This is a genomic window from Rhodobacter sp., assembly GCA_020637515.1.
Classification (GTDB): Bacteria; Pseudomonadota; Alphaproteobacteria; order Rhodobacterales; family Rhodobacteraceae; genus Pararhodobacter.
This window is the reverse complement of the sequence record JACKKG010000001.1, coordinates 3,123,387-3,150,095: the sequence shown is the minus strand read 5'-3', so window position 1 is coordinate 3,150,095 and position 26,709 is coordinate 3,123,387. Positions and strand designations below refer to the sequence as shown.

At 68.2% G+C, this 26,709-nt stretch carries 26 protein-coding genes; 16 read left to right on the top strand and 10 right to left on the bottom strand.

Translation table 11 applies throughout. The features are described 5' to 3' along the window. Positions 1-2: 2 nt before the first annotated feature. Positions 3-209, bottom strand: coding sequence for a SlyX family protein (locus tag H6900_15340; protein ID MCC0074656.1), 207 nt, complete (start codon positions 207-209; stop codon positions 3-5). 97 nt (positions 210-306) lie between these two features. On the opposite strand from H6900_15340, the gene H6900_15335 reads away from it, so the two are divergent. The 5 genes from H6900_15335 to H6900_15315 all read left to right on the top strand — a co-directional run bounded on the left by H6900_15335 (position 307) and on the right by H6900_15315 (position 5,893). Next, positions 307-1,809 (top strand): histidine--tRNA ligase, encoded by a 1,503-nt coding sequence (locus H6900_15335; protein ID MCC0074655.1) that lies wholly within the window; start codon positions 307-309, stop codon positions 1,807-1,809. Next, on the top strand, positions 1,806-2,903 hold the full coding sequence (locus H6900_15330; GenBank protein MCC0074654.1) for an ATP phosphoribosyltransferase regulatory subunit: 1,098 nt from the start codon (positions 1,806-1,808) through the stop codon (positions 2,901-2,903). The genes H6900_15335 and H6900_15330 overlap by 4 nt, the downstream gene beginning before the upstream one ends. Then, positions 2,900-3,589: an ATP phosphoribosyltransferase gene (locus H6900_15325; protein ID MCC0074653.1), complete on the top strand. Its 690-nt coding sequence runs from the start codon at positions 2,900-2,902 to the stop codon at positions 3,587-3,589. Before H6900_15330 ends, H6900_15325 begins: the two co-directional genes overlap by 4 nt. Continuing rightward, positions 3,586-4,257, top strand: a complete 672-nt coding sequence (locus H6900_15320; GenBank protein MCC0074652.1) for an HAD-IA family hydrolase — start codon at positions 3,586-3,588, stop codon at positions 4,255-4,257. Before H6900_15325 ends, H6900_15320 begins: the two co-directional genes overlap by 4 nt. 145 nt (positions 4,258-4,402) lie before the next feature. Continuing rightward, positions 4,403-5,893: a replicative DNA helicase gene (locus tag H6900_15315; protein MCC0074651.1), complete on the top strand. Its 1,491-nt coding sequence runs from the start codon at positions 4,403-4,405 to the stop codon at positions 5,891-5,893. Positions 5,894-6,227: 334 nt separating this feature from the next. On the opposite strand, the gene H6900_15310 is transcribed toward H6900_15315, so the two are convergent. Continuing rightward, entirely contained in the window at positions 6,228-7,358 is a 1,131-nt protein-coding gene (locus tag H6900_15310; GenBank protein ID MCC0074650.1) for an acyl-CoA dehydrogenase family protein, read from the bottom strand. Positions 7,359-7,545: 187 nt separating this feature from the next. Here H6900_15310 and radA point away from each other — a divergent pair, with 187 nt between their 5' ends. From radA to H6900_15295, 3 genes are read left to right on the top strand one after another with little or no spacing between them, the layout of a single operon-like run. Then, on the top strand, positions 7,546-8,904 hold the full coding sequence (gene radA / locus H6900_15305; protein ID MCC0074649.1) for a DNA repair protein RadA: 1,359 nt from the start codon (positions 7,546-7,548) through the stop codon (positions 8,902-8,904). Between the two features lie 19 nt (positions 8,905-8,923). Further along, complete coding sequence (locus H6900_15300; GenBank protein MCC0074648.1) at positions 8,924-9,487, top strand: CvpA family protein; 564 nt, start codon at positions 8,924-8,926, stop codon at positions 9,485-9,487. 4 nt (positions 9,488-9,491) lie between these two features. Continuing rightward, positions 9,492-10,124 carry a hypothetical protein gene (locus H6900_15295; protein MCC0074647.1) on the top strand — a complete coding sequence of 211 codons (633 nt, stop codon included), beginning with the start codon at positions 9,492-9,494 and terminating at the stop codon, positions 10,122-10,124. On the opposite strand, the gene ppk2 is transcribed toward H6900_15295, so the two are convergent. Next, positions 10,090-10,962 (bottom strand): polyphosphate kinase 2, encoded by an 873-nt coding sequence (gene ppk2 / locus H6900_15290; GenBank protein ID MCC0074646.1) that lies wholly within the window; start codon positions 10,960-10,962, stop codon positions 10,090-10,092. The genes H6900_15295 and ppk2 overlap by 35 nt on opposite strands. A gap of 310 nt (positions 10,963-11,272) precedes the next feature. Between ppk2 and H6900_15285 the strand changes: the two genes are divergently transcribed. After that, a complete protein-coding gene (locus H6900_15285) occupies positions 11,273-11,632 on the top strand; it encodes a TfoX/Sxy family protein (protein ID MCC0074645.1) in 360 nt (119 codons plus the stop codon). Next, a complete protein-coding gene (locus H6900_15280; protein MCC0074644.1) occupies positions 11,632-12,117 on the top strand; it encodes a lytic transglycosylase domain-containing protein in 486 nt (161 codons plus the stop codon). Before H6900_15285 ends, H6900_15280 begins: the two co-directional genes overlap by 1 nt. Here the strand turns inward: H6900_15280 and H6900_15275 are convergent. From H6900_15275 to H6900_15250, 6 genes are read right to left on the bottom strand one after another with little or no spacing between them, the layout of a single operon-like run. Next, the gene (locus H6900_15275; GenBank protein ID MCC0074643.1) at positions 12,098-13,645 is read right to left on the bottom strand and encodes an indolepyruvate oxidoreductase subunit beta family protein; all 1,548 of its coding nucleotides are present in this window, start codon (positions 13,643-13,645) and stop codon (positions 12,098-12,100) included. The genes H6900_15280 and H6900_15275 overlap by 20 nt on opposite strands. A gap of 37 nt (positions 13,646-13,682) precedes the next feature. After that, on the bottom strand, positions 13,683-15,830 hold the full coding sequence (locus tag H6900_15270; GenBank protein ID MCC0074642.1) for an indolepyruvate ferredoxin oxidoreductase subunit alpha: 2,148 nt from the start codon (positions 15,828-15,830) through the stop codon (positions 13,683-13,685). Between the two features lie 21 nt (positions 15,831-15,851). After that, positions 15,852-16,439 carry a VOC family protein gene (locus tag H6900_15265; GenBank protein MCC0074641.1) on the bottom strand — a complete coding sequence of 196 codons (588 nt, stop codon included), beginning with the start codon at positions 16,437-16,439 and terminating at the stop codon, positions 15,852-15,854. A gap of 43 nt (positions 16,440-16,482) precedes the next feature. Then, the gene (locus tag H6900_15260; GenBank protein MCC0074640.1) at positions 16,483-16,953 is read right to left on the bottom strand and encodes a winged helix-turn-helix transcriptional regulator; all 471 of its coding nucleotides are present in this window, start codon (positions 16,951-16,953) and stop codon (positions 16,483-16,485) included. After that, a complete protein-coding gene (locus H6900_15255) occupies positions 16,950-18,512 on the bottom strand; it encodes an NAD(P)/FAD-dependent oxidoreductase (GenBank protein MCC0074639.1) in 1,563 nt (520 codons plus the stop codon). The genes H6900_15260 and H6900_15255 overlap by 4 nt, the downstream gene beginning before the upstream one ends. A 5-nt stretch (positions 18,513-18,517) precedes the next feature. Then, positions 18,518-19,309 carry a cyclase family protein gene (locus tag H6900_15250; protein MCC0074638.1) on the bottom strand — a complete coding sequence of 264 codons (792 nt, stop codon included), beginning with the start codon at positions 19,307-19,309 and terminating at the stop codon, positions 18,518-18,520. Between the two features lie 103 nt (positions 19,310-19,412). Between H6900_15250 and H6900_15245 the strand changes: the two genes are divergently transcribed. The 6 genes from H6900_15245 to H6900_15220 all read left to right on the top strand — a co-directional run bounded on the left by H6900_15245 (position 19,413) and on the right by H6900_15220 (position 26,138). Continuing rightward, positions 19,413-20,978, top strand: coding sequence for an NAD(P)/FAD-dependent oxidoreductase (locus tag H6900_15245; protein ID MCC0074637.1), 1,566 nt, complete (start codon positions 19,413-19,415; stop codon positions 20,976-20,978). Between the two features lie 52 nt (positions 20,979-21,030). After that, a complete protein-coding gene (locus H6900_15240) occupies positions 21,031-22,554 on the top strand; it encodes a peptide ABC transporter substrate-binding protein (protein MCC0074636.1) in 1,524 nt (507 codons plus the stop codon). A 61-nt stretch (positions 22,555-22,615) separates the two neighbouring features. Then, entirely contained in the window at positions 22,616-23,623 is a 1,008-nt protein-coding gene (locus H6900_15235) for an ABC transporter permease (GenBank protein MCC0074635.1), read from the top strand. Beyond that, positions 23,616-24,467, top strand: a complete 852-nt coding sequence (locus H6900_15230; protein ID MCC0074634.1) for an ABC transporter permease — start codon at positions 23,616-23,618, stop codon at positions 24,465-24,467. Before H6900_15235 ends, H6900_15230 begins: the two co-directional genes overlap by 8 nt. After that, on the top strand, positions 24,464-25,336 hold the full coding sequence (locus H6900_15225; protein MCC0074633.1) for an ABC transporter ATP-binding protein: 873 nt from the start codon (positions 24,464-24,466) through the stop codon (positions 25,334-25,336). The genes H6900_15230 and H6900_15225 overlap by 4 nt, the downstream gene beginning before the upstream one ends. Continuing rightward, positions 25,329-26,138, top strand: a complete 810-nt coding sequence (locus H6900_15220) for an ABC transporter ATP-binding protein (protein ID MCC0074632.1) — start codon at positions 25,329-25,331, stop codon at positions 26,136-26,138. The genes H6900_15225 and H6900_15220 overlap by 8 nt, the downstream gene beginning before the upstream one ends. On the opposite strand, the gene H6900_15215 is transcribed toward H6900_15220, so the two are convergent. Continuing rightward, complete coding sequence (locus tag H6900_15215) at positions 26,135-26,701, bottom strand: DUF1993 domain-containing protein (GenBank protein MCC0074631.1); 567 nt, start codon at positions 26,699-26,701, stop codon at positions 26,135-26,137. The two genes, H6900_15220 and H6900_15215, sit on opposite strands and share 4 nt — an antisense overlap. Positions 26,702-26,709: the final 8 nt, after the last annotated feature.

The following is a 26,709-nucleotide window of genomic DNA, read 5'->3' as shown; positions in this document are numbered from 1 at the left end:
ATTCACCAATGCGGCGGGCGCTGATCCGCCAGCGGGATCTGCGCGCCGTCGGCGATCTCGCGTTCGGCCTCGCGTTCGACGAGTTGGCGCAGGCGGTTGGTCAGCCGTGCCAGTTGGTCGCCCTGGGCGTGGACGACGTCCGACAGGTCCTCGACCGTGCGGGTGAGGTGGGCGATCTGTTCTTCGAGGCGGGCGATGCGGTCTTCCATGGGTCGAGGATGCGCCGAGCCTTCGCCGGGGTCAACGGCTGTTGCCGCCGCGCGCCCCTTGGGCTATCCCTCGCGCGGAACCTGCCGGATGATGACCATGAGCCAGACCAAGACCCGCCGCCCCAAGGCCGAGACGCCCAAGGGCTTTCGCGATTACTTCGGTGCCGAGGTGACCGAGCGCAAGGCGATGCTGGACCGGATCGCCACGGTCTATCATCGCTACGGGTTCGACCCGCTGGAAACCTCGGCCGTGGAAACCGTCGAGGCACTGGGCAAGTTCCTGCCCGACGTGGACCGCCCGAACGAGGGGGTCTTTGCCTGGCAGGACGAGGGGGCGACCGAGGGCAAGAGCGGAGACTGGCTGGCGCTGCGCTATGACATGACGGCGCCGCTGGCGCGCGTCGCGGCGCAATACCGCAATGAGCTGCCGGCGCCCTACCGGCGCTATGCCATGGGCCCGGTCTGGCGCAACGAAAAGCCGGGACCGGGGCGATTTCGGCAGTTCTATCAATGCGATGCCGATACGGTCGGGGCCTCGACCGTGGCGGCGGATGCCGAGATCTGCGCGATGCTGGCCGATGTGTTCGAGGATCTGGGCCTGGGCGGCGACTATGTCGTCAAGATCAACAACCGCAAGGTGCTGAACGGGGTGATGGAGGCAGCGGGCGTCCTGGACCCGGCCGACCCGTCCCGGTTCGAGCACGAGCGCGGCATCGTCCTGCGCGCCATCGACAAGCTGGACCGTCTGGGCGAGGACGGGGTGCGCGCGCTGATGGGCGCGGGCCGCAAGGACGAGTCGGGCGATTTCACCAAAGGGGCCGGACTGCCCGCGAGCGCGGCCGACGTCGTGCTGGCCTTTACCGCCGCGCGTCGCGACACCGGCGCGGCCACCTGCGCGGCGCTGCGCGACCTGGTCGGCGGGTCCGCGATCGGCGCCGAGGGCGTGGACGAGCTGGAAGAGATCGCGCGCCTGCTGGACGCGCAGGGCTATGGCCCGGACCGGATCGTCATCGACCCCGCGGTGGTGCGGGGCCTGGGCTATTACACGGGCCCCGTGTTCGAGGCCGAGCTGACGTTCGAGATCCTCGACGAGAAGGGCCGCAAGCGGCAGTTCGGCAGCGTCGCGGGTGGCGGGCGCTATGACGATCTGGTCAAGCGTTTCACCGGACAGGCCGTGCCGGCGACGGGCGTCAGCATCGGCGTGGACCGGCTCCTGGCTGCGCTGACGGCCAAGGGCCGGGTCGGCGCGGACACCACCGGCCCGGTTGTGGTGACCGTGATGGACCGCGCGCGGATGGCCGATTACCTGGCCATGGTGGGCGATCTGCGTCGCGCCGGCGTCCGTGCCGAGGTCTATCTGGGCAATCCCAAGAATTTTGGCAACCAGTTGAAATACGCGGACAAACGCGGCGCGCCGGTGGCCATCATCCAGGGCTCGGACGAGGCCGCGCGCGGCGTGGTGCAGGTCAAGGACCTGATCCTGGGCGCGAAGATCGCGCAGAACGCCACGCTTGAGGAATGGAAGGAACGCCCCGCGCAAGTCGAGGTGCCGGTGGCCGACCTGGTCGCCACCGTCAAGGCGATGCTGGAGGGGCGATGACCATCCACACCCCCGCCGCCCGCGCCGAGGGGGCGCGGCTGTTCGGCGCGTTCCAGACCTGGGGGGCGCAACCCGTCGAGGCGGCGGTTCTGCAACCGGCCGGGACCTTGCTGGATCTCTACGGCGAGGACATCCGCGCCCGCGCCTATGTCACGCAGGACCCGGTTCAGGGCGAGATGATGCTGCGCCCGGACTTTACCGTGCCGGTGGTGCAGGCGCATATGGCCGGCGGCGCCGAACCCGCGCGCTATTGCTACCTGGGCGAGGTGTTCCGAAAGCAGGAAGGCGGCGCGACGCGGGCGTCGGAATACCTGCAAGTGGGTTACGAGGTGTTCGACCGCGAACAACCGCTGCGGGCCGACGCCGAGGTGTTCGCGCTGTTCTCGCGCATGTTGGCGGGCAAGGGGCTGCGCGCCGCGACCGGCGATATCGGGCTGTTGATCGCGGCGGTGCGGGGTTTGCCCACCTCGGACACGCGCAAGGCCGCGTTGATGCGGCATCTGTGGCGCCCGGCCCGGTTCCGGGCACTTCTGGAACGCTACGCCGGGCGCGCGCCTTTGCCCCGGGGGCGGGCGGATCTGCTGGCGCGGCTGGCAGCGGGCGACGCGGTGGCAAGCACGGCGCCGCAGATCGGCCTGCGGTCCCGGGCCGAGATCGAGGCGCGTCTCGCCCGTCTGGCCGAGGACGCGGCCACCCCCGCCATTCCGGCCGCGCTGGTCGATGGGCTGGAGTCGCTGATGCGCGTGGCCGACAAGGCACCCGGCGCGCTGGCGCGGATGCGCGCGCTGTCGGACGGAATGCCCTGGCTCGCGCCCTCGCTCGATCTGTTCGAGCAGCGTCTGAGCGTGCTGTCGGCGCATGGCGTCGATGTGGCGGCGCTGGACTTCGAGGCCTCGTATGGCCGCACCACGCTGGAATATTACGACGGCTTCGTCTTCGGCTTTTACGCCGAAGCCCGCCCCGATCTGCCCCCCGTGGCCAGCGGTGGGCGCTATGATGCGCTGACGGCGGTGCTGGGGCAGGGGCAGTCCATCCCGGCGGTGGGCGGGGTGATCCGCCCGGCGCTGCTGGTCGAACTGGGGGGCGCGGCATGAGCGTGAAGATCGGCGTGCCCTCGAAGGGCCGGTTGATGGAAAAGACCTTTGACTGGTTCGCCGCGCGTGGCATCGCCATGAAGCGCACGGGCGCCGAGCGCGAGTATTCCGGCGCCGTCGAGGGGATCGAGGGGGTCGCGCTGGTGCTGCTGTCGGCCAGCGAGATCCCGCGCGAACTGGCGGCGGGCCGCATTCACCTGGGTGTCACCGGCACCGATCTGGTGCGCGAGACACTGGCCGACTGGTCCGCCCAGGTCGAGGAACTGGCCGCCATGGGGTTCGGCCATGCCGACCTCATCATCGCGGTGCCCGAATGCTGGGTCGATGTCGAAACGCTGGACGATCTCGATGCGGCGGCGGCCGCGTTCCGGGCGGATCACGGCTTCCGGCTGCGGATCGCGACGAAATACCACCGGCTGGTGCGCGATTTCCTGCGCGCGCATGGCGTGGCCGATTATCAGCTGGTGGACAGCCAGGGCGCGACCGAAGGCACGATCCGCAACCTGACGGCCGAGGCGGTGGCCGACATCACCTCGACCGGCGAGACCCTGCGCGCCAATCATCTGAAGATCCTGGACGCCGAGCCCGTGCTGCGGTCGCAGGCGACGCTTTTTGCCACGCGCGCGGCGGTGCTGACCCCGGACGAGGCCGCCGCGATGGCGCGCCTGCGCGCGTGCCTGTCATGACCGCGACCGTCGCCTCGATCGACGGGATCGAACAGGTCCGCGCCGTGGTCTGGGATTTCGACGGCGTGCTCAACCGCTCGGGCCGGCCGCAACCCGACGGCACCTATCGCTGGCAGCGCATCGTCGCCGAGGAACTGGGCGTCAACGCCCTGTCGATGGCGCGCGCCGTGTTCGGCCACGACAAGCGCGCCCTGTTCACCGGGCAAGAGGACGTGCTGGACCGGCTGGCCGACTGGGCGCGGGCCGAGGGCACCGACGCGAACCCCGAGGACATCCTGGAACTGTGGTTCGAACACGACCACACCCCCGACCCCGAACTGTTGCGCATCATCGAGACGCTGGCCCAGGGCGGGCTGGTGCAGGTGATCCTGACCAACAACGAGGCCCGGCGCGCCCGCTGGATTGCCCAGGACGCCGGCTGGGCCGACCGCGTGGATGCGATCTTCGCCTCGGGCGAGATCGGGGCGATGAAACCCGAAGCCGAGGCCTTTGCCCGGGTCGAGACCGCGCTGGCCATGGCGCCCGAGGAATTGTTGCTGATCGACGATTCGCCGCGCAACGTCGAGGCGGCCGAGAAACGCGGCTGGCTGGGCTGGGATTACGAAGCCGGCGGCGCGATGGCGCTGGCCCAGGCCCTCATGCCGCTGCTGCTGCGGGCCGGCAACTGACCGCGCCGGGCGGCGCACAGGGGTTTTCCACAGGGCCATCCCCCGCTAATTTCCCCCGGCGCATTGTCTGAATCAGCGGAACTTGTCATAACCGGACACGCCCTGGCGCCGCCGTTTCCGTCGCCGCCCCCAAACGGACCACCCCATGACCGAGCTTGCCACCCTGCGCCAGCCCCCGTCGCCCGAGTCCGGCGAGACCGAGGCCCTTCCACATAATATCGAGGCAGAGCAACAGCTTCTGGGCGCCATCCTGACGAACAACGACGTCTTCGACCGGGTCTCGTCGATCGTCCGGGCCGAGCATTTCTTCGAACCCGTGCACAAACGCATTTTCGAAATCGCCTCGGCGCGGATCCAGAAGAACACGCTCGCCTCGCCGGTCACGATCAAGGCGTTCATGGAAGACGACGCCGGGCTCAAGGAACTGGGCGGCGCGTCCTATCTGGCGCGGATCGCGGGCGCGGCCGTCGCCTCGTATGCCGCGCGCGACTATGCGCAGATGATCTACGATCTGGCGGTGCGCCGGGACCTGATCCAGCTGGGCCGCGACATCGCCGCCAAGGCGGCGACGGTCGATGTGAGCTCGGAGCCCAAGGAACAGATCGTCGAGGCCGAGCAGCGACTGTTCCAGATGGGCGAACAGGGCGTGGCCGAGCGCGGCTTCCAGTCCTTCCTGCGCGCCGTCACCGAGGCCGTGAACGTCGCCGCCGCCGCCTATCAGCGCGAAGGCGGGCTGGCCGGCATTTCGACCGGACTCATCGATCTGGACAAGAAGCTGGGCGGGTTGCATCCGTCGGACCTGATCATCCTGGCGGGGCGGCCGTCGATGGGGAAGACCTCGCTGGCCACGAACATCGCCTTCAACATCGCCAAGGCGCATCAACGCGGTCTCAGGCCCGATGGCACCGAGGGCACGATCAACGGCGGCGCGGTCGGGTTCTTCAGTCTGGAAATGTCGGCCGAACAGCTTGCCGCGCGGATCCTGTCGGAAGCGGCCGAGGTCCCCTCGGAACAGATCCGCCGCGGCGACATGAACGAGGACGATTTTCGCCGCTTCGTCGAGGTCGCCAAGACGCTCGAGAATTGCCCGCTGTTCATCGACGACACGCCCGCCCTGCCGATCAGCCAGGTCGCCGCGCGCGCCCGGCGCCTGAAACGCACGCAGGGCCTGGATGTGCTGATCGTGGACTACCTGCAACTGCTGCGCGGCTCGTCCAAGGAAAACCGCGTGCAGGAAGTGAGCGAGATCACCCAGGGGCTGAAGGCCATCGCCAAGGAGCTGAACATCCCCGTCATCGCGCTGTCGCAGCTGAGCCGCGCGGTGGAAAGCCGCGACGACAAGCGTCCGCAACTGTCCGACCTGCGTGAATCCGGCTCGATCGAGCAGGACGCGGATGTGGTGATGTTCGTGTTCCGCGAGGAATACTATGTGGAACGGGAAAAGCCGTCGGACGACAAGCTCGACGAGATGGCCAAATGGCAGGAGCGGATGGAACGGTTGCACGGCAAGGCCGAGGTTGTCATCGGCAAGCAGCGCCATGGTCCGATCGGCACCGTGAACCTGGCCTTTGAAGGGCGTTTCACGCGCTTTGGCAACCTTGTGCAGGACTGGCAACAGGGCGGCGCCGAGTTCTGACGCGCGCCGGCGAGGGGGTTTCGCCCTCGTCCGGACGCATTCCATGCGTCAGGTCTCGGGCGACGAGGCGCGGCGCTGAAGCGCCGCGCGGGCGCCGTTGCGACCAACACGCCTGAGGGGCCGAGGTCGTGCCTGGTGGTCCGCCTGCGCCGGTGCGTATTTGGGACAAGGTGAGGGGGCAATTCGAGACAAATTTTTCGTATCCTGCCAATCCGCCGCGACGTCCTTGTAGCGGAAACATTCCGGGGCGGCGGCCAGAAGGCGCGCCACGCGAAAAGGCGGGCCGTTCCTGCCACTTTCGGTGCCCGTTCAACGCCTTTGTGCGACCCGCGCCTCAGGCGCTCAGCGCGCGGGCGATGATCAGCTTCTGGATGTCCGACGTCCCCTCGTAGATCTGGCAGACCCGCACATCCCGTGCGATCCGTTCGATGCCCGTTTCGCGGACATAGCCCATCCCGCCAAAGGTTTGCAGCGCGCCCGAGACGATCCGTTCCGCCGCTTCCGACGCAAACAGTTTGGCCATCGCCGCCTCGGTCAGGCAGGGCAGGCCAGCGTCCTTCATGCGGGCTGCGTGCAGCACCAGTTGTCGAGCCGCTTCCAGCTGTGTCGCCAGGTCCGCCAGCCGGAACCCCACGGCCTGATGATCGCGGATCGCCCGGCCAAAGGACGTCCGTTCGCCGGCATAGGCCAGCGCCAGATCCAGCGCCGCCTGCGCCATGCCGACGGATTGCGCGGCGATGCCGATGCGGCCGGTCTCCAGGCTGGCCAGTGCGATGCGGTAGCCCTCGCCCTCGGCGCCGATCCGGGCGCTTTCGGGCAGTTCCATCGCGTCGAACCGCAGCGCGCAGGTGTCGGATGCCCGCTGGCCCATCTTGTCCTCGACCCGGGCCACCTGGAACCCGGGGGTGTCCGTCGGCACCAGAAAGGCGGTGATTCCGGTCTTGCCCTGCGTGCCCGCCATCCGGGCAAAGACGATAGCCTGTGCGCCGATCCGCCCCGACGTGATGAAGGATTTCTCGCCGTCCAGCACATAGCCGCCGCCGACCCGGCGCGCCGTGCTTTTCAGCGCGCTCGCGTCCGAGCCAGCCTGCGCCTCGGTCAAGGCGAACGCCCCGATGAACGCCCCCTGCGCGGCCGGACGCAGCACCTCCTCCTTCTGCACGGCCGATCCGAACCGTTCGAGGATCGCGTTGAACGGCGCGTTGTGCACGCTCATCACCGTGGAAATCGCACCGTCCCCGGCCGCGATCTCCATCAGCGCCAACGCGTAGCTGACGTAATCCGCCCCCACACCGTCCCAGTCGGGGCTGATTGTCATGCCCAGAAACCCCAACGCCCCCATCGCGCGCAGGATCTCGGGCTCGATCCGTCCGCTCAGGTCGCGTGCCGCCGCGCCGGGCGCCAACTGATCGCGGGCAAAGGCGCGCGCGGTCTCGCGGATCAGGCTTTGGTCTTCGCTCAGCATCGGCTCCTCCATGTCGATGCCAACTATCGGCAGACCCTGACGGCCCGTCAATCGCGACCCCGCGTATCATCTTGTCGAAAATACGCACGGGGTTTCCAAAGGGGGGCGTGCCCCCCTTTGGGCAGGGGGTGCGGGGGGCGGCAGCCCCCCGCTTGCGCCGGCCCCCGACCCGCGCCATAACCCTTGCATGGCCAAGCCGACCGCCCAATTCACCTGCACCGCCTGCGGCGCCGTTCACCGCAAATGGAGCGGCCGCTGCGACGCGTGCGGCGGCTGGAACACGATCATCGAGGAAGCCCCCCTAGGCACCGGCCCCAAAGGCGGCCTGGGCAAGGGCCGCTCGATCGAGCTGAGCAGCCTGCAAACCGACGATCCGCCCCCCCCGCGGACCCTGTCCGGCGTGGCCGAATTCGACCGCGTGCTGGGGGGCGGCTTGGTCGCGGCCTCGGCGATCCTGGTGGGGGGGGACCCGGGCATCGGTAAATCCACGCTGCTGATCCAGGCGGTCGCCGCCTTCGCGCGGCGGGGGTTGAACACGCTCTACATCTCGGGCGAGGAGGCGGCGGCGCAGGTGCGGATGCGGGCGCAGCGGCTGGGCCTGGGCGACGCACCGGTGCGGCTGGGGGCAGAGACCAGCCTGCGCGACATCCTGACCACCCTGGACACCGAACGCCCGGACCTGGTGGTCATCGATTCCATCCAGACGATGTGGCTGGACACCGTCGAATCCGCGCCCGGGTCCGTGGCGCAGCTTCGGGCCTCGGCGCATGAACTGGTGACCCTGGCCAAGCGGCGCGGCATCAGCGTGATCCTGGTGGGGCATGTCACCAAGGATGGCCAGATCGCCGGCCCCCGCGTGATCGAACACATGGTCGATTGCGTGCTCTACTTCGAAGGCGAGCGCGGCCACCAGTTCCGCATCCTGCGCGCGGTCAAGAACCGCTTTGGCCCCGCCGACGAGATCGGCGTGTTCGAGATGACCGGCGCCGGCCTGGCCGAGGTCCCCAACCCGTCGGCGCTGTTCCTCAGCGAGCGGGGCCAACCGGCGCCGGGGGCCGTGGTCTTTGCCGGGATCGAGGGCACGCGCCCCATGCTGACCGAGATCCAGGCACTGGTCGCGCCCTCGCCCCTGTCGAACCCGCGCCGCACGGTGGTCGGGCTCGATGGCGGGCGGCTGTCCACGATCCTCGCCGTGCTCGAGGCGCGCTGTGGCATCCCCTTTGCCGGGCTCGACGTGTTCCTGAACGTGGCCGGCGGTATGCGGGTCAGCGAACCGGCGGCCGATCTGGCGGTCGCGGCGGCGCTTCTCAGCGCGCGCGAGGACGTTGCGCTTCCTGCCGATACGGTCGTATTCGGTGAAATCTCGCTTTCGGGGGCGCTGCGTCCGGTCAGTCAAAGTGAAAACAGGTTGAAAGAAGCCCAAAAACTTGGTTTCACCTCGGCCATGTTGCCCGCGGGTGGCAAGCAGAACCGTGAGACGGGCGTGCTGCTGCGCGAAATGACCGATCTCACGGGCTTTGTCGGGGACGTTTTCGGCGCCGGTTAGACGCCATAGGAGTGGGTTTATGGAATCCTTCACGTTGGTCGATGCCGCCGTCGCCCTGGTCATCGTTGTTTCGGCGATCCTGGCCTACTCGCGCGGATTGGTGCGCGAGATCCTGGCCATCGCGGGCTGGATCGTCGCCGCGATCGTGGCCTTTGTGCTGGCGCCGACCTTCGAACCCCTGGTGCGCGAGATCCCCTATCTGGGCCAGGTCCTGGGCGATTCCTGCGAACTGACGATCATCGCCTCCTTCGCCGCCGTCTTTGCGGTGATGCTGATGGTAGTCGCGCTGTTCACGCCGTTGTTTTCCAGCCTGATCCGAAATTCGGCGCTGGGGGGGATCGACCAGGGGCTGGGCTTTTTCTTTGGCGTGCTGCGCGGCATCGTCCTGGTGGCGGTGGCGCTGATGGTGTTCCAGCGCGCGGTGCCCGCGGGCACCGTGCCGATGGTCGACAACTCGCGCTCGATCGGCCTGTTCCAGCGGATCGAGGCCGGGATCAGCGACAACGTGCCATCGGACGCACCCAACTGGATCGTTCAGCGCTACGAGGACCTGACCCGCAGTTGCGCCGCTCCGGCCAACTGATCCGGTGCCCTCGGGTGCGGGGCTGGACCCGCTGTTCCTGGCCGAACTGAACGAACGGCTGTTCGTGCAATTCGCGGATGGCCGCTGGATCGCGCCGCTCGGCGATCGCCACCTGCCGGTTCTGCCCTTCGACAACGGACGTATCGGGCGGCTGATCTGCGCCGAGGCGGCCGATGTCGGCCGCGCCACGCGGGGGCTGCGGCGGGGGTCGGGCGCGGCGCTGGCGGGCGCCTATGACGCGATCCGGCCGATGCTGTCGTCGCTGCGCGCGATGGAAGGGGCCGACGACCCGGCAGACGCGCCGCCGCGGGTCCCGGTGCTGCCGGACGGGGACGGGCCGCTGGTGCTGCTCAGCGCCGCCGACTGCCCCGTGGCGCGCCTCGCCGCGATCCTGATCGCGGGCGCCGCGCGCGGGCTGTTGTGGAAACCCGCTCCGCGGGCGGCGGCCTCGGCGCATCTGCTGATGCGCGCGCTGGGGCCGGTGTCGCAGGGCGGGCTGGCGATGGTGCAGGGCGACCACGCCAGCGGCGCGCTGGCCGCCGCGCAGGGACGGCTGATCTGGGCCTCGGCGCAGCCGGTGCCGGCCGCGCTGGGCCCGGCCCTCAACCTTTGGGCCACAGCTCCACGCCGCCCATGATCGCGGTGTCGATCGCGCCCAGGGCCTGGGGGTTCTTGCCGGCATAGTCGAAGCTGCGCAGGATCTGCTGCACGGCCGCCAGCCGGGCGCGATACTTGTCGTCGCCCCGGATCACGGTCCAGGGCGCATAGGGGAAATTCGACCGCGCGAAGGTTTCGCCGATCGCCTCGGTATAGGCGTCCCATTTCGCCAGCCCCTTGACGTCGATCGACGACAGTTTCCACTGTTTCAGAACGTGGCGCTCGCGCTCGAGCATCCGGCGCAACTGTTCGGCGCGCCCGACGTTGAACCACAGTTTGATGACGCGGATCCCGTCGTTGACCAGCGCCTGCTCGAAGCCCGGCAACTGGTCAAAGAAATGCGCCCGCTGCGCCGGCGTGCAAAAGCCGAACACATGCTCGACGACTCCCCGGTTATACCAGCTGCGATCCAGCAGGGCGATTTCGCCGGCGGCGGGCATGTGGGCGATATAGCGTTGGAAATACCACTGGGTTGCCTCGCGTTCGGTTGGTTTGGGCAGTGCGACGATGCGCGCGCCGCGCGGGTTCAGGTTCTCGCGCACGCGCTTGATGGCGCCCGATTTGCCCGCAGTGTCGCGGCCCTCGAAGACGACGACGACCCGTTCACCGCTGGCCTCGATCCAGCGCTGAAGCTTCACCAGTTCGACCTGGAGCGGCTTCATGCGGTCCTCGTAGTCGTCCTGCTTCATCCATCGGTCATAGGGGAAGTCGTCGGTCAGGATATCGCGTTTCCGGCCGTCCTCGATCGCCGCGCGGACCCGTTCGGGCGCGTCCTTTTCGAAATAGGCCGAGATTGCGCCGTCGAAAGGTAGGTCCATGGGTGCCTCCGCGTGTTTCCAACGGGATAGGGCGCGGCCGTGGGGTGCGCAAGCGTCACGAATGTCAGTCTTTTAATGTAAGGCATTCATTAGGCGTTCGCAAAGTTGATGTCATGCATTCGCGAGATTTGCCACAGAGAGCGGTGAATCGTGCGGCAAGTCATTGCAAAGAAACAATGTCAGGCAATAGAACGGGACCATTGGGGCCCTTGAATCGCGAGGCGGTCGGGTCACCCTTGCGGTCTGGCGCCATGGGACGCTGCGCGAGGGTGCTTGCCAACCGGCGGGCACTCGCGCAGGAATGGACGGCATGGCCACACCGATTTCCACCCTTCCGAACCTGGGCCCCGCAAGCGAGGCGGCGTTTGCCCGCGCCGGCGTTTCCAGCGCCGAGGCGCTGCGCGCCCTGGGCGCCGACGCGGCCTATGCGCGATTGCTCGAGGCCGGCGAACGGCCACATTTCATCGGATACTACGTTCTGGTCATGGCCTTGCAGGGGCGGCCCTGGAACGATTGCAAGGGCGCCGAAAAGGATGCTCTGCGCCAGCAGTTCGATGCGCTGAAAGCCGCCCACGCCCAGCGCGGAGGGATTGCCGGGATCGAGGCGATCCTCGATGAACTGGGGGTGATCGACCCCGCCGGACCCCGGCGCAAACGACGGAGCGGATGATGAGAACCCTTGCAAGCGTGCTGGCGCTGCTGGTGCTGGCGGCCTGCGCCGGGCCCGACCGGCCGGCACCGGCCCCGCCGCCCGCGACCGACCTCTATCCCGGCGAGACGCCGGCGATGCGCCGCCTGGTGCAACGCGCCGCGACCGACCTGGACATCCCCGAGGCGCTGTTGCACCGCGTCATCCAGCGCGAGAGCGACTACCGCGCTGACGCCCGCAACGGCCCCTATTGGGGCCTGATGCAGATCCTGCCGCAAACCGCGCGCACCATGGGTTTCGCCGGGCCCGACACGGATCTGCTGAACCCTGAGATCAACCTGCGCTACGCCGGGCGCTACTTGCGCGGCGCCTGGATCGTCGCGGACCACGACATGGACCGCGCGGTCGGCTATTACGCGCGCGGCTATTATTATGAGGCCCGCGACCGCTGTCTGCTGGTCGAGACAGGCCTGCTGGACCACGAGGTCAACCGGCGCTGCCGATGAAACTGTCGATGGTCCTGAGCGTGCCGTCCAGCGCCTTGCCCTCTTCGTCCTGAAGCGCCGAGGTGACCAGCCGGCGCACCCAGTCGGCGGCGTCCTCGCGCCCCGCAAGGCGCCCGGCGGCCGCCATCACGCGGTCGAACTTGCCCAGGCCCCGGGCGTGGGTGTCGGAATAGCCCTTGATGAGGCGGCGCACCTTCATCATCTCGACCGCCAGCGCGTAGTCGCGCGGCGCCTGGGCCAGCACGGCCGCCTGCCAGTCCGAGAGATGCGCCATCTCGTCGGCGTGCCTGAGGCTGCGCCGGCGCCAGCCCTGCAAGGACGCCAGCATATGCAGTTGCAGGAACGGCAGAACCCGGTCCGTCCTGAGGCGCCGCCCCTTGTTCACACGCCGGTCGATCCAGCCCAAAAGGCGCGGGCGGGCGTGGATCCAACGGCCCAGCCCGGCGGGCAGCAGGCTGACGATTTCCTCGCCGCGCGGATGGGTGAATTCGGTCAGTTGCATGACCCCGTTCGCGCCCATTTCGGCGCGGATGCGGGTCAGGCGCTCAGGGCGGGTCTTGGCGTCGGCCACGCGGAAGATGTCGTCATAGGCCATGGCGTTGGCAATGTATTTGGCCCCGGCGATGCCCAGCGCCCAGTCCCGGTCGGCGCTGTCGCAGGCCAGAACCCGGTCCAGCCGGTCCAGGTATTCCGCGCCGTAAGCCGGGTCCTGAAAGCCCACGACCTTGCGCAACCCGGCCGCGGCCATGGGGCGCACCGGGTCGGGCAGGGCGGCGACGCGGGTTTCCAGCGCCTGCCAGGCGGCGCGCAACCGGGCCGGGCCCTGCGGCGCGGGATCGACCGGGGGCGCGGTGTCCCGGGTCGTGGCGGGTTGCACGCCCTGTTGTGCGGCCTCGAACCCGGCGGCGAAGGCCCTGAGCGAAGGTTCGACCCCCTTGCCACCGGCGCGGATCGCGTCCTCGAAGGCCTCGCGCGGGAAGGGCAGCGCGCCCGAACCCGCCAGCGCACCAAAGAGCGATGCCGAGATGACCGACCCCGCGCGGATGGCCACCTGGTCGAAATCGGCCAGGATCAGTGCGCGGGCCGCGATTTCGGCGGCCGCGCGCACCTCGTCGGCATTGGCGATGCCGTCGCCGGGAACGGTCTTTTCGCTGACCGCCAGTGCCCGATGGGTCGAGGCGATCAGCACGGTGCGGTCGGGGGTGACGAAGCCGCGCAAAATGGCGCGCCCGGCCTCCATCATCTCGGCGGCGATCATGATGTCCACGTCGCCGGCCGAGGGCGCCAGCGAAAAGACGGTCGGCACGGGGCCCTGCGGCGCCATCTCGATATAGTAGATCGTCGCGCCGGTGCGCTGCGCCACGCCGGCGACCGAGGTCGCCTGAACGGCGTAACCCTGCGAGCGTGCGACGGCCTCGATCCAGCCGGTCAGCACGCCGCCGCCCTGGCCGCCAACCGCCAGCGCGGCCAGCTTGATGATGCCGTCCTGGGTGGTGTCGGGTGCAAATTGCGAAAGGGGCAGGTTCATGCGGTCGCTCCGGATTGGGCGGGGAAAGGGGGCCGGGTCATGCCGCATCCCCAAAGGTCAGGCGTTTCGCCGCGCGCCGGCGCGAAAGCCAGCCGATGATGCCCTGCCGCCAGCCGTCGAGCCGGGCCTCCCACCCCGTGGGGTTGTGGACGACGCGCGCCTCGTAGAATGAGGGGCAGAGCACAGCCGCCTCGGCCACCTCGCCGCAGTTGCCGCAGCCGACGCAGCTTTGATCGATCGAGGCCACCGGATCGTCGCGCAGGGGATCGTCCAGTCGTTTCAGCGACAGCGAGGGGCAGCCCGACAGGCGAATGCAGGCATGGTCGCCCGTGCACACCGTCTCATCGACGCCAAAGCGCGGGGCCTCGACGCGGCGGCCCTCCTTGATCGCCTTGGCGCGCAGGGGTTTCTCGCGCCGCTGTTTGTTCAACATGCATTCCGACGAGGCGACGATGACCCGCGGGCCGGGCGCATCGGTGGTCAGCGCCTCGCGCAGCACATCGCGCATATGTGCCACGTCATAGGTGCGGTCCACCTGCCGCACCCAGTCGATGCCGATGCCCTTCAACGCCTTCGAGATCGGGTTGTTGGTCGATTTCGTCGGGTTCTGCGCGCGCGAGGACAGGATGTCCTGCCCGCCGGTCGCGGCCGAGTAGTAGTTGTCGACGATGACCGCCACGCCGTCCGACTTGTTGAACATCATGTTGCCGAAGGAACTGCTGAGCCCGTTGTGCCAGAACCCGCCGTCCCCGATGACCGAGATCGGGCGCTTCTCTCCGCCGCCGTCAAAGGCCGCGTTCGAGGCCGGTCCCAGCCCATAGCCCATCGTTGCGCCGCCGATGTTGAAGGGCGGCAGGCTGGCAAAGAGGTGGCAGCCGATGTCGGCGCTGATCTGGTGTTCGCCCAGTTCCTGCTGCACCAGTTTCATCGCCGCAAAGATCGGCCGCTCGGGGCAACCGGTGCAGAAGCCCGGCGGACGCACCGGCACGGTTTTCGACAGGTCGGGGATCTCGGGGGCCGGTTCGTTGGGCGCCAGCACCTGCGCGGGCAGCATCGCCGGCGCCTCGGCGCGCAGGAAGCCTTCGATCGCGTCATGCATGACCTTGCCGGTGTATTCCCCGACCATCGGGAAAATGTCCTTGCCGTGCAGGCGCACCCCCATCTTGCCACGCAGCACATGGGTGGACAGGTGCTGTTCGATGAATTCGGGCTGGCCCTCCTCGACGATCAGCACCGACTGCTTGCCCTGGCAGAATTCGGCGAATTCGTCGGGCAGAATGGGATAGGTGACGTTCAGGCAATAGATCGGCACGCTGGTCTGCCCGTGCAGATCGGCCAGACCCAGGCGCTGAAGCGCGCGGATGACGCCATTGTACATGCCGCCCTGGCAGACGATGCCCACGGGCGCCTCGGCCGGGCCGAAGACCTCGTTCAGCTTGTGCTCGCGGATGTAGCGCAGCGCCGCCGGCCAGCGGTTGTTGATCTTGTCGTGCTCTTGCGCGTAGCTCATCGGCGGCAGCACGATGCGGTCCACGTTGCGCTGGGGATTGGCCAGCGCGTCGCGCACGGTCAGGGGCGGGGGCATATTGTTGCGGGTCGGGAACTGGCCTGTGACGTGGCAGGCCCGGATCCGCACCATCAGCATGACCGGCGTGTTCGAGACCTCGGACAGTTCGAACCCGTCGCCCACCGCCTTGACGATCGAGGGCAGGTTGGGGCGCGGGTCCAGCAGCCAGAACTGCGATTTCATCGCAAAGGCGTGGCTGCGCTCCTGCATGATGCTCGAGCCTTCGCCGTAATCCTCGCCGACGATGATGAGCGCGCCGCCGGTCACCCCCGAGGACGACAGGTTCGCCAGCGCATCCGACGCGACGTTGACCCCAACCGGCCCCTTGAAGGTCACCGCCCCCCGGATCGGGTAGTGCACCGACGCCGCCAGCATCGCCCCGGCGGCGGCCTCCGAGGCGTTGGCCTCGAACCGGACGCCCAGTTCGGCCATCAGGTCCTCGGCATCGGCCAGAACGTCCATCAGGTGACTGATCGGTGCGCCCTGGTAGCCGCCGACGTAGCCCACGCCGTTCTCGAGAAGGGCCTTGGTGATCGCCAGGATCCCCTCGCCGGTGAATGTGCCGCCGTCGCCCAGCCGCAGGTGTTCGACTTCCGCCTTGAAGGACCGTTCCGCCATCGTGATCTTACCTGTTCTGCATTATTCCGCCGGGGCGGTGTTCGACCACAGGATCGGACCGCCGTCGTGTTCATAGGCCATGCCGCCGGGGAACGAGATCGCCTCGAACTGCAAACCCCAGGGCGCTGAGAAATAGAGGATGCTCTGGCCGGCGGCCGGCCCTTCGCTGACCGGGATCGGACCCAAGTTGGTCTGCACGCCGGCCGCGTTCAGGTAGGCCGCCGCCGCGTCGATGTCGTCAACGTAGAAGGCGATGTGATACGCGCCGATGTCGCTGTTGCGCTGGTGCAGGGTCGTCTGGTCCGGCGCGTCGTAGTCGAACAGTTCGATGTTGCTGCCGAACCCGCAGCGCAACATGCGGATCTGCTGGATGACGGCGCGCGGGCTGGTGCCCAGAACGTCTTGCATGAACGTGCCCTGGTCGTCGCGGAAGGGGCCAAAGGCCATCGCCCGCTCGCAGCCCAGGATGTCGGTAAAGAAGGCTTCCGCCTGGTCGAGGTCGGGCACCGTGAGGCCGATATGGTTGACGCCACGGACACCGGGCATCGCGTCCGCGAACGCGGGCGCTGCCACCACCAGCAGAACGGCGGTCGAACACGGGATCTTCATGGGCTGGCCCTCCTCGGGTCGGATTTGGGGTGATTTCGGCGGTTCAGAACTCGTGCTTTCGGATGTTGAGCAGGATCTTTTGCAAGGTGCCGGTAAAGGCGCGGCGCTCGTCCTCGGGGATGCCCTTGAACAGGGTGTCCTGCGCATCGGCCATATGCGGCCAGAGGGTATCGAACACCGCCCGCCCGGCGGGGGTGATGTGGACCCTGGTGGCGCGGCTGTCGACGGCGTCGGCCTCGCGCCGGATCAGCCCGTCGGTCGCCAACTGGTCCAGCGCCCGGCTGAGGGTGGATTGCTCGGTCACGGTATAGACCGCCAGTTCCCGGATCAGCGGCGCCTGCACCACCGACAGCACCGCCAGCGCGCGCATCTTGGGCGTGGTCAGGCCGTGGCGGGCCATTTCCGCCCTGAGCGCCGCGTTGTAGCGGCCCATGATCCGGTTCATCAGATAGGGGGCGAAGCCCTCGAGCCCGGATTCGCCCAGGCGGGGGCGGTTGGGGTGCAGGTCATTCATGCGCCCAGCCTCTTTGCCGCGTTGAAGCCCGACCCGCCGCCCAGGCCGGGGCCCGGATGGGTGGCGGCGCCGATGTGGATCAGGCCACGCACCGGGCCCAGCCCGTTGGTGCTGTGCTTGAACGGTCGCCACACGAAGAACTGGTCGATGCCGCAATGCCCGCCATAGGGATCGCCGCCGACCAGGTTCATGTTCATCGCTTGCAGATCAGCCGGGGAATAGGCGCGTCGCGCCAGCCGGATCCGATCGAAATCCTTGATGTGGCGCGACAGGATCGCCTCGATTCGGTCGGCAAAGGCCTCGCGCGTGGGGTCGTCCCAGACCCGCCCGGGGATCTGCCCGGCGGCGTCGCCCTTGATGACGCGCGGCGCGTCGGGGATTTGCAGCCACAAGATCGCCTTGCCGTCCGGGCAGCGCGAGGGGTCCAGCCGCGAGGGTTGGCCCACGCAGATTGTCGGTGTTTCGGGGAACAGGCCGCGCTCGGCCTCGTTCGCGGATTTCGATACCGCGTCCAGACTGTCGGACAGGTGGATCAGCGCCACGTCCTCGAGCCCGGGGGTCAGCCATTCGGGCGGTGCATCCAGCGCGAAATGCAGCTGGAAATTGCCCCGGCCATAGCGATAGTCGGGCAGGGCTTCCCGCTCGCGCGGCAGGTCCACGCCATCCAGAAGCCGGCTGTAGAGCTGCCCGGGCGCGACCGAGGCCAGCACCGAGCGGGTCGCGATCGTCTCGCCCGTGGTCAGCCGCACGCCGCTGACGCGGCCGTTGTCGGTCAGGATCCGCTCCACGTCGGCGCCGGTGCGCAAGGTGCCGCCCTGGGCCTCGATCAAGGCCTTGAAGGCCGCGACCCCGGCACCGGACCCGCCCTTGACCACCGGCGCGCCGGCCGCTTCGAGGGCAAAGGCGATGACCTTGCCCATCTGGGCGGAATAGGTCGATTCGGGCGTCAAGCCGGTGTGCAGGCACCAGGGCGCCCAGAGCGCGTGCACCAAGGGGCTTTTATAGCGCGCCTCAAGCCAGCCGCGGGCCGGCGCCAGCGCGCTGCCCATCCAGGCAGCCAGCCCCCTGAGGCCGCGCTTGCGCACTTGTCCGAACAGCAGCTTCGCCGTGCCCCAGCTCCACAACGGGCCGCCCAGCAGGGCAAAGAGAAACGGCGCATCCGCCGCCAGCTGGCCCACGTCGCGCGCGTGCTGGTCGCCGTCGCCGGCGGCCAGTGCATTGAAGCGGCGGATGTTTTCGGCCTGGTCCATGGTAAAGACCAGGGCCGTGCCGTCCGGGCGCAGCACGGCGGTCGGCGTCTGCGTGTGGCAATATTCGAACCCGTGTTTCGCCAGATGCGGCCCCAGCGCCGCCCCCGCAGGCGAGGTCATGAACAAGACCCAGGTGGCCGCCATCACGTCATGGTTGAACCCCGGCAGGGTCGCCTGATCGGTGAACAGGCATCCCCCCAGCCGGTCCTCGCGTTCCAGCACCGTGACCTTGTCGCCCTTCAGCGCCAGCAGCGCGGCGGCGACCAGTCCGTTGATCCCGGACCCGATGATGACGTGATCGGCGGCCATGGCGATCAGCCCTTTGGCACCAGCGCCAGCGCCCGGATGGGCGAGCCGGTGCCATGCACGATCTTCAGGGGTGCCGCGATCAGGATCGCGCCCTTGGCGGGCAGCTTGTCCAGATTGGCCAGCGAGGCCAGGCCGAAGCGGTTGTTCGCGTGCAGCAGGTTGTGCGCGGGGAAGGGCGGCGTCATGCCGCCGGCCAGGCCCGCGTCGGTGCCGATGCACTGGCTGCCCCAGCCGACGATGCCCTTGTCGATCAGGTGCTGGATGACCTCGGCGGTCGGTCCCGGGGTGTGCGGGCCGGTTTCGTTGGCGTTCAGGAACAGCGCCTCGTCATGCGCGCGGCGGTCCCAATCCGACCGCAGCACGACCCATTCGCCGGCGTTGATCGGGCCGTGCTGGGCCTCCCAGGCGTTGACGTGGTCGATGGTCAGCAGAAAGTCGGGGTCGGCGGCGCATTCGGCGCTGAAGTCCAGCACGTTCACCGGCGCCACCACGCGCTGGATGTCCAGCGTGTCGGTGAAGCCGTCGGAATAGTCCTTGCCGGTGATCCAGTGGTGCGGCGCGTCGAAATGCGTGCCCGAGTGCTCGCCCAGCTCCAGCCAGTTCCAGGCCCAGAAGGGGCCGTCGCTGTCGTATTCGCTGATGCGGTGGATCTTGATCGGAGGCGTGTCCTTGGCCAGCTCTGGCGGCAGCTTCAGAAGCGGCGTGTCCGGGCCCAGCGTGCCCGTGCAATCCACCACTTCGATCCCGCCCGAGGCCAGCAGCCCGGCGAGTTGTTGCAAGACGTTCGATGCGCTCATGGCGATTCTCCCTGTTGACGGCCCGTCGTGGCCTTCTACCAGAAACATGCTAGACATATAAATATGCATTTGCAATTATCTTCCCGACTCAACGGGGGCAGTCATGACCGAAACCTTCGACGCGGTGCTGATTGGTGCGGGGCATAACGGCCTGGCATGCGCCTTGCATCTGGCGGCCAAGGGGTGGCGGGTCGGGGTGTTCGAGCGTGCCTCCGAGCCGGGCGGCGCGGTCAAGTCGGGCGAATATACGCTGCCGGGATTCCGCCACGACTGGGCGGCGATGAATCTGTCCCTGTTCGCCGGTAGCCCGTTTTTCAAGGATTATTCCGAGGAATTGATCCGCCACGGGCTGGAGTTCGTCGCCGTGGACCGGCCCTTTGCCTCGTCCTTTCCGGGGGGGCACTGGTTGGGGCTGGGCATGGATGCCGCCGCCAACCGCGCCCGGATCGCGGCCGAATCGCCGGCCGATGCAGACACCTGGGACCGGCTGTCGGCCGGGTTCGGGGATCGCGCCCAGGACGTGTTCGCGCTGCTGGGCGCCCCGATGAAAATGCGTGCATTAGCATATTTTTTGTGGGGGGTCTGGCGCCGTCGGGGTCTGGGCGGCTCGCTTGACCTGGCCCGTTTCCTGGCCCAGTCGCCCCGCGCCTGGCTCGAGGAAACCTTCGAATCGCCGCGTCTCAGGGCGATGCTGGGGGCTTGGGGCATGCATCTGGACTATGCCCCCGACATCGCCGGCGGCGCGCTGTTTCCCTACCTCGAGGGGATGGCGGGCCAGGCCTTTGGCATGGCGCTGGGCAAGGGCGGTGCCGACACGCTGACGCGCGCCCTGGTCGGCGCGATCGAGGCGCGCGGCGGTGTCGTCGAATGCGGGGCCGAGGTGGCGCGGATCGACCACGCCGGCGGCAAGGCCAGCGGCATCACGCTGGTCGATGGCCGCCGCATCCTGGCCGCGCGCGCGGTGATCGGCAGCCTGGCGCCGTCGGCGCTGGTGCGGCTGACGGGCGGCACCGGCGACGTGGGTTTCGATCGCAGCATGGGCGATTTCGCCCACGCGCCCGGCACGATGATGCTGCATCTGGCGATGGACGGCCTGCCCGACTGGGCGGCGGGCGAGGACCTCAAGCGATTCGCCTATGTGCATCTGGCGCCCTCGCTCGACCAGATGGCGCGCACCTATCAGCAAGCCAGGGCCTGCCTGCTGCCCGATGAGCCGATCATCGTCTGCGGCCAGCCGACGGTGTTTGACCCGTCCCGCGCGCCCGAGGGCAAGCATGTGCTGTGGCTCCAGGTCCGCATGGTGCCGGGAACGATCCTGGGCGATGCGGCCGGGCAGATCGCCGCGACCGACTGGACCGGCGCGGCGGAACCGATGGCCGAGCGCGCGCTCGACATTCTCGAGCGTCATGCGCCGGGGGTGCGCGCCAGGATCCTGGCGCGTCGCATCGTCACCCCGGCCGAGCTCGAGGCCGACAACCCCAACCTCGTCGGCGGCGATCAGGTCGGCGGCAGTCACCATCTGTCGCAGCATTTCCTGTTCCGTCCGGCGCCTGGTCACGCCGACGGCAGCACGCCGATCCGCAATCTGCACCTCACCGGCGCGGCCGTCTGGCCCGGCGCCGGGACGGGCGCGGGCTCGGGCTATCTGCTGGCCCGCAAACTGACATGAACCAGACCCGCAAAGGGCACCCAACCGTCTCCATCATCAGGGAAATGACTCCATGACACTTTCACGCCGCAGCCTGCTGAAGATGACCGTCGCGACGGTCTCTCTCAGCGTCGCGATGCCTGCCTTTGCGCAGGCCATCGACGAGCTGGTCATCGCCTACAACGTCAATCTGCCCAGTTGGGACCCGACAGTCGGCCCCTCGGCCGTGAACCCGACGATCCAGGGGCTCTATCAGTCGGTCTTTGACCAGTTCATCCTGCAACAGCCCGACCTCAGCCCGGCCCCCGGCCTGCTGACGGCCTGGGGCTGGAACGAGGACCGCACGCAGGTCTGGATGGACGTGCGCGAGGGCGTCAAGTGGCACGACGGCTCGGATTTCACGGCCGAGGACGTCGCCTGGTCGCTGGCGCGCGTCGCCGATCCGGCCACCGGCAGCCCGATCCAGTTCGTCTGGGGCACGCTGGCCAACCACCGGGTCGAGGGCAACCGCGTCATCGCCGATGTGGTCCAGTTCGATCCGACGATCTTCAAGTGGATGTATTTCCTGACCGGCTACGTCCTGCCCAAGGCCTATTACGAGCGTGTCGGCGCCGACGGGTTCGAGGCCGCGCCAATCGGCACCGGCCCCTACATGGTCGAGCAATACGAGCGCAACGCCTTTGTCCGGTTGCGCGCGAACCCGCACTACTGGAACGGCGTGCCCGAGTTCGAGACCGTGACGATCCGGTTCGTCACCGACGCGGCCAGCCGCGTGGCCGAGGTGGAATCGGGCCGCAGCCACGTCACGCTGGAAGTCCCCTACGAGGAATACGACCGCCTGCGCGCGCTGCCCTCGCTGGGTGGCGTGGCCACGCCAATCTCGGACATCGCGATGATCTTCTTCAACGATATCGACGTGATGCTGGACGAGAACGTGCGCAAGGCGGCTGTTCTGGCGGTGGACAAGCAGTTGATCATCGACCGGCTGCTGTCGGGCTACGGGGTGCCGCTGAGCACGCTGGAAACGCCCGAATACGCGGCCTATGATCCGACGATCCAGGTGCCTTACGATCCTGACCAGGCGCGCGAACTGCTGGCGGCCTCGGGCTATTCGACCGACAATCCGGTGCGTTTCACGATCCAGACCACGCGCGGCTTCAAGCCCAAGGATTACGAGATGATCCAGGCCATCGTCGGTCTTTGGCGCCGGGTCGGCATCGAGGCCGAGATCGAAGTCTACGAGATCGCCCGCCACTATGAATTGCGCGCGGCCGATCAACTGGCGCCGGCGGCTTTCTACAACTGGGGCAACTCGGTTGGCGATCCGACGACCTCGACCGGGTTTGCCATGTTCGGCCCCTCGCCGCATTCGGTCTGGGACAGCCAGGACCTGATCGAGCGGATCGCCCCGCTGTGGGCCGAACCGGACGAGGCGCGCCGCATCCAGGGCTGGAAGGACGTGGACCGCTACATCGCGGAGCATGCCTATGTGCTGCCGCTGTTGCAGTATGTGCAGCCCATCGTGCACGCCAACGGGGTCCATGTGACGCCGCACGCCTCGGGGGCGCTGCTGCCGCATCTGATGACCCGCGCCTGAGGACGTCCTCCCTTCTCGGGGCGGGTTTCGGCCTGCCCCGTTTTTTCTCGTCGAGGTCCTCATGTTCCTGCGCCGCTTTCTGACCCGGATCGCGACGACCATCATCACGCTGTTCGGCGTGGCGGTGATCGTCTTCGTCGTGATCCGTGTCGTCCCGGGCGATCCCATCGCCATGATGCTGCCCCCGGGCGCGACCGACGCCGACATCGCGCGTCTTCAGGCGCTGTATGGCCTGGACAAGTCGATCCCCGAACAATTCCTCATCTGGCTGGGGGGCGTTCTGCACGGCGATTTCGGCACCTCGATCACCACCCGCCAGCCGGTGCTGGGGCTGGTGCTGTCGCGCCTGCCGGCGACGTTGGAGCTGTCGATCATGGCGCTGGTGATCGCGGTCGTGCTGGGTGGGCTGCTGGCCCTGACCGGCACGCGGCTGCGCGACACCCGCACCGAGGGCGCGATCGACGTCGCGAACGGCATGGCGCTGAGCGTGCCGGATTTCCTGTGGGGGCTGGTGCTGATCTTGCTGTTTGGCGTGCTGTGGCCGGTCTTTTCGATCTCGGGCCGGGTCTCGCCGGCGCTGGCGCCGCAGTTTCACACCGATTTTTTCCTGTTCGAAAGCGTGCTCAGGCTGCGTTTCGACCTGTGGCTCGATCTGGTCAGTCACATGCTCATGCCCGCCGTCGCGCTGGCGATCCCGCTGGCGGCGATCATCAGCCAGCTATTGAAGCAGAGCCTCAAGGAAACCATGCACCTGGACTATGTCACCCTGGCCCGGACCAAGGGCTACGGCGAAAATCACGTCATCACCCACGAGGCGCTCAGGAACGCGATCCTGCCTACGCTGACGCTGATCGGCGTGCAGTTCACCTTTCTCATCGGCGGGACGGTCATCATCGAACGGCTGTTCAGCTACGAGGGGCTGGGCAACATGGCGATCGACGCCGTCATCAACCGCGACCTGCCGCTGATCCAGGGGATCGTGCTGCTGTTCGCGCTGCTGTTCACGCTGGTCAACCTGTGCGTGGACCTGCTCTATGCCGTCCTGAACCCGAGGTTGCGCCATGCTTGACGGACGCGCGCTTGTCAAACGCACCGCCGGGCTCAGGCTGTGGCTTTCGGTGGCCTGGTTGGCGGCGCTGGTGATCGGGGCGGTGTTCGCGCCGCTGGTCGCGCCGCAGGACCCGCTGATGCAGGATCTGTTCACCGCCCGCCTGCCGCCCTTCTGGATGCCGGGTGCCGAGCACGGCTACTGGCTGGGCACCGACAGCCTGGGCCGCGACGTGCTCAGCCGCATTCTCTATGGCGGGCGGGTGGCGCTGGTCGTGGCGCTGCTGGCGGGGCTGGCCACCGCGCTGATCGGTGCCACGCTGGGGCTGATCGCGGGTTTCTATCGCGGCTGGGTCGATATGGTGATCTCGCGGCTGGTCGATATCTGGATGGCGTTTCCGCCGGTGCTGTTCTCGATCCTGCTGATCGCGGTTCTGGGCACCGGGTTGAGTTCGGTCATCCTGGCGATCATCGTCATCGACTGGACACGCTTTGCCCGCGTCGTCCGGGCCGAGGCCATGGCCCAGGGGGCGATGGATTACGTCGCCTCGGCGCAGGTCGCGGGGCGCGGGCGCTTCAGCACGGTGCTGACCGAGATCCTGCCCAATGTGCTGCCCACGATCACCGTGCTGCTGACCCTGGAAATGGGCATCGCCGTGATCGTCGAGGCGATCCTCAGCTTCGTCAACCTGTCGATCTCGACCGACGATCCGACCTGGGGCGGCATGATCGCCGAGGGGCGCGCATCGATCCATCAGGCGTGGTGGGTGCTGGTCTTCCCGCTGATCGCGCTGTTCCTCACCGTCCTGTCCTTCTCGCAACTGGGCGAGGGGCTGAAGGACCGTTTCGATCCGGTGCTGCAATGAGCTTCCTCAAGATCCGCGATCTGTCGGTGGTGTTGCGCGGCACCCGGCACCGGCTGCTGCGCAACGTGTCGCTCGATGTCGCCGCGACCGAGGTCATGGGCCTGGTCGGGGAATCGGGCGCCGGAAAGTCGATGATCGGCAAGGCCTTGCTGGGCATCCTTCCGCGCTCGGCGCAGGTGGTGTCGGGCACGATCGAGCTGGAGGGCGTGGACCTGCTGACGCTGCCGCCCCGGCAGCGGCGCACGCTGATCGGCCAGCGGGCGGCGCTGATTCCGCAAGATCCGCTGACCGCGCTGAACCCCTCGCGCCGCATTCGTCCGCAGATCACCGACCGTCTGGTCGATATCCTGGGCTGGGACCGCGCCCGCGCCAACACCCGCGCCGAGGAAATCCTGAATGAGGTGCAGATCGCCGCGCCGGATCGGGTGCTGGGCTCGTATCCGCACGAGCTGTCGGGCGGGATGCGCCAGCGGATCCTCATCGCCTCGGCCTTTGCCGCCGAGCCGCGCCTGATCGTGGCGGACGAGCCGACGACGGCGCTGGATGTGACGGTGCAAAAGCAGATCCTGAAACTGATCCACGAGATGCAGGCCCTGCACGGCACCGCGCTGCTGTTCGTGACCCACGACCTGGGCGTGGTGGCCAAGATCTGCCAGCGGCTGACCGTGCTCTATGGCGGGCTGGTGGTCGAAGAGGCCGATGTGCGCGCCTTTTTCCGAGGGCCCGCGCACGCCTATTCGCGCGCGCTGCTGGCCGCGACACCGCGCCATTCCGACCCCGAGGCCGACCTGACCCCGGTGCCCGAACCCGTCATCGCCGCCGTGCAGGAGCAGGTCCTTGCCGCCGATCGGAGCTGGAGCCATGCCTGACCTCTATCAGGTGCAGGACCTGCATCTTTCGCTGCCCGACATGACCCGAAAACCGCTTTTCGGCGCCGCCCCAAGGATCGAGATCCTCAAGGGGCTGACCTTTGACATCCCCAAGGGGCAGGTGCTGGGCATCGTCGGCGGATCGGGGTCCGGCAAGTCCACGCTGGGCCGCGCGATGGTGCGGCTGCTTGAGCCGACCTCGGGACGGGTGCTGTTCGACGGGCAGGACATCACGCACCGCGACGAGGGCGGGTTGCGGCCCCTCAGGCGGCGGTTCCAGATGATCTTTCAGGATCCGATGTCGTCGCTGAACCCGCGCCAGACGGTCGCGCGCATCATCGCCGCGCCGCTGTCGCTGCATGGCCTGCCCGATCCCAGCGCCAGGGCGCTCGATGCGCTGGAACGGGTCGGTCTGCCGCGCAGCTTCGGCAACCGGTTTCCGCATCAATTGTCGGGCGGACAGCGCCAGCGGATCGGCATCGCACGGGCCATCGCCCTGAACCCCGATTTCATCCTGGCCGACGAGATCGTCTCGGGGCTGGATGTGTCCAGTCAGGCGCAGGTCCTGTCGATCCTGCGCGACCTGGTGCGCGACATGGGGCTGACGCTGGCCTTCATCAGCCATGATCTCAGCGTGATCCGGCGGCTGTGCGACCGGGTGCTGGTGCTGCACCAGGGCCGGATCGTCGAGGACGCCGGATGCGAGGCGCTGTTCGCAAATCCGCAGGCCGCCTATACGCGCGAACTGCTGGACGCGATCCCCGATCCCGATCCCGAAAACGCCTGGTTCGCGCGCGCCTAGGCCGGACCGGCGCCCAACGGGCCCAGGAAATCCCCCTTGCCGATCGGCATGCCCTGCGTGCGCAGGATGTGATACGCGGTCATGGCGTGGAACGCGACGTTGGGCAGCGTGTAGGTCAGAAGAAAGCTTTCCGAGGTGAAGGCCACGGACCGGGGCCCCCAGGCGCTGCGCGCGGCGTCGTCGGGATCGAGCGGCAGGAAGATCTCGATGGTTCGCGCCCGTTGCGCGTGGCGGTTGATTGCCTCGGGGGGCAGGGCCTCGATCGTGGCGAGCGCGGCGCGCGGGATGGCCTGCAACGCCGAAAACGGCATCGCGCCAATCAGAGGGGGCGGCGCGAAAACGCCGGTCCGGATCGTCTCGAGTCCAAAGACCGCGTGGTTCTTCAGCGCCTCGATCTGAAAATGCAGGGGCGCCATGTCGGGGACCAGACGCGCCAGGGCCAGGGGGTCGGGGTCGGTGCCGGTCTCGGCGCAATGGCGCGCCGTCCGGTCCAGGATCCGCGACACCGCGCGCAGGGACTGCACCACGCCGGGCACGCCGATATCGTAAAGCGTCAGGGTCATGACCGGGA

Coding starts and splice junctions, on each gene's coding strand:
- H6900_15340 (MCC0074656.1), bottom strand. CDS start 209: ATGGAAGACCGCATCGCCCGCCTCGAAGAACAGATCGCCCACCTCACC.
- H6900_15335 (MCC0074655.1), top strand. CDS start 307: ATGAGCCAGACCAAGACCCGCCGCCCCAAGGCCGAGACGCCCAAGGGC.
- H6900_15330 (MCC0074654.1), top strand. CDS start 1,806: ATGACCATCCACACCCCCGCCGCCCGCGCCGAGGGGGCGCGGCTGTTC.
- H6900_15325 (MCC0074653.1), top strand. CDS start 2,900: ATGAGCGTGAAGATCGGCGTGCCCTCGAAGGGCCGGTTGATGGAAAAG.
- H6900_15320 (MCC0074652.1), top strand. CDS start 3,586: ATGACCGCGACCGTCGCCTCGATCGACGGGATCGAACAGGTCCGCGCC.
- H6900_15315 (MCC0074651.1), top strand. CDS start 4,403: ATGACCGAGCTTGCCACCCTGCGCCAGCCCCCGTCGCCCGAGTCCGGC.
- H6900_15310 (MCC0074650.1), bottom strand. CDS start 7,358: ATGCTGAGCGAAGACCAAAGCCTGATCCGCGAGACCGCGCGCGCCTTT.
- radA (MCC0074649.1), top strand. CDS start 7,546: ATGGCCAAGCCGACCGCCCAATTCACCTGCACCGCCTGCGGCGCCGTT.
- H6900_15300 (MCC0074648.1), top strand. CDS start 8,924: ATGGAATCCTTCACGTTGGTCGATGCCGCCGTCGCCCTGGTCATCGTT.
- ppk2 (MCC0074646.1), bottom strand. CDS start 10,962: ATGGACCTACCTTTCGACGGCGCAATCTCGGCCTATTTCGAAAAGGAC.
- H6900_15285 (MCC0074645.1), top strand. CDS start 11,273: ATGGCCACACCGATTTCCACCCTTCCGAACCTGGGCCCCGCAAGCGAG.
- H6900_15280 (MCC0074644.1), top strand. CDS start 11,632: ATGAGAACCCTTGCAAGCGTGCTGGCGCTGCTGGTGCTGGCGGCCTGC.
- H6900_15275 (MCC0074643.1), bottom strand. CDS start 13,645: ATGAACCTGCCCCTTTCGCAATTTGCACCCGACACCACCCAGGACGGC.
- H6900_15270 (MCC0074642.1), bottom strand. CDS start 15,830: ATGGCGGAACGGTCCTTCAAGGCGGAAGTCGAACACCTGCGGCTGGGC.
- H6900_15265 (MCC0074641.1), bottom strand. CDS start 16,439: ATGAAGATCCCGTGTTCGACCGCCGTTCTGCTGGTGGTGGCAGCGCCC.
- H6900_15260 (MCC0074640.1), bottom strand. CDS start 16,953: ATGAATGACCTGCACCCCAACCGCCCCCGCCTGGGCGAATCCGGGCTC.
- H6900_15255 (MCC0074639.1), bottom strand. CDS start 18,512: ATGGCCGCCGATCACGTCATCATCGGGTCCGGGATCAACGGACTGGTC.
- H6900_15250 (MCC0074638.1), bottom strand. CDS start 19,309: ATGAGCGCATCGAACGTCTTGCAACAACTCGCCGGGCTGCTGGCCTCG.
- H6900_15245 (MCC0074637.1), top strand. CDS start 19,413: ATGACCGAAACCTTCGACGCGGTGCTGATTGGTGCGGGGCATAACGGC.
- H6900_15240 (MCC0074636.1), top strand. CDS start 21,031: ATGACACTTTCACGCCGCAGCCTGCTGAAGATGACCGTCGCGACGGTC.
- H6900_15235 (MCC0074635.1), top strand. CDS start 22,616: ATGTTCCTGCGCCGCTTTCTGACCCGGATCGCGACGACCATCATCACG.
- H6900_15230 (MCC0074634.1), top strand. CDS start 23,616: ATGCTTGACGGACGCGCGCTTGTCAAACGCACCGCCGGGCTCAGGCTG.
- H6900_15225 (MCC0074633.1), top strand. CDS start 24,464: ATGAGCTTCCTCAAGATCCGCGATCTGTCGGTGGTGTTGCGCGGCACC.
- H6900_15220 (MCC0074632.1), top strand. CDS start 25,329: ATGCCTGACCTCTATCAGGTGCAGGACCTGCATCTTTCGCTGCCCGAC.
- H6900_15215 (MCC0074631.1), bottom strand. CDS start 26,701: ATGACCCTGACGCTTTACGATATCGGCGTGCCCGGCGTGGTGCAGTCC.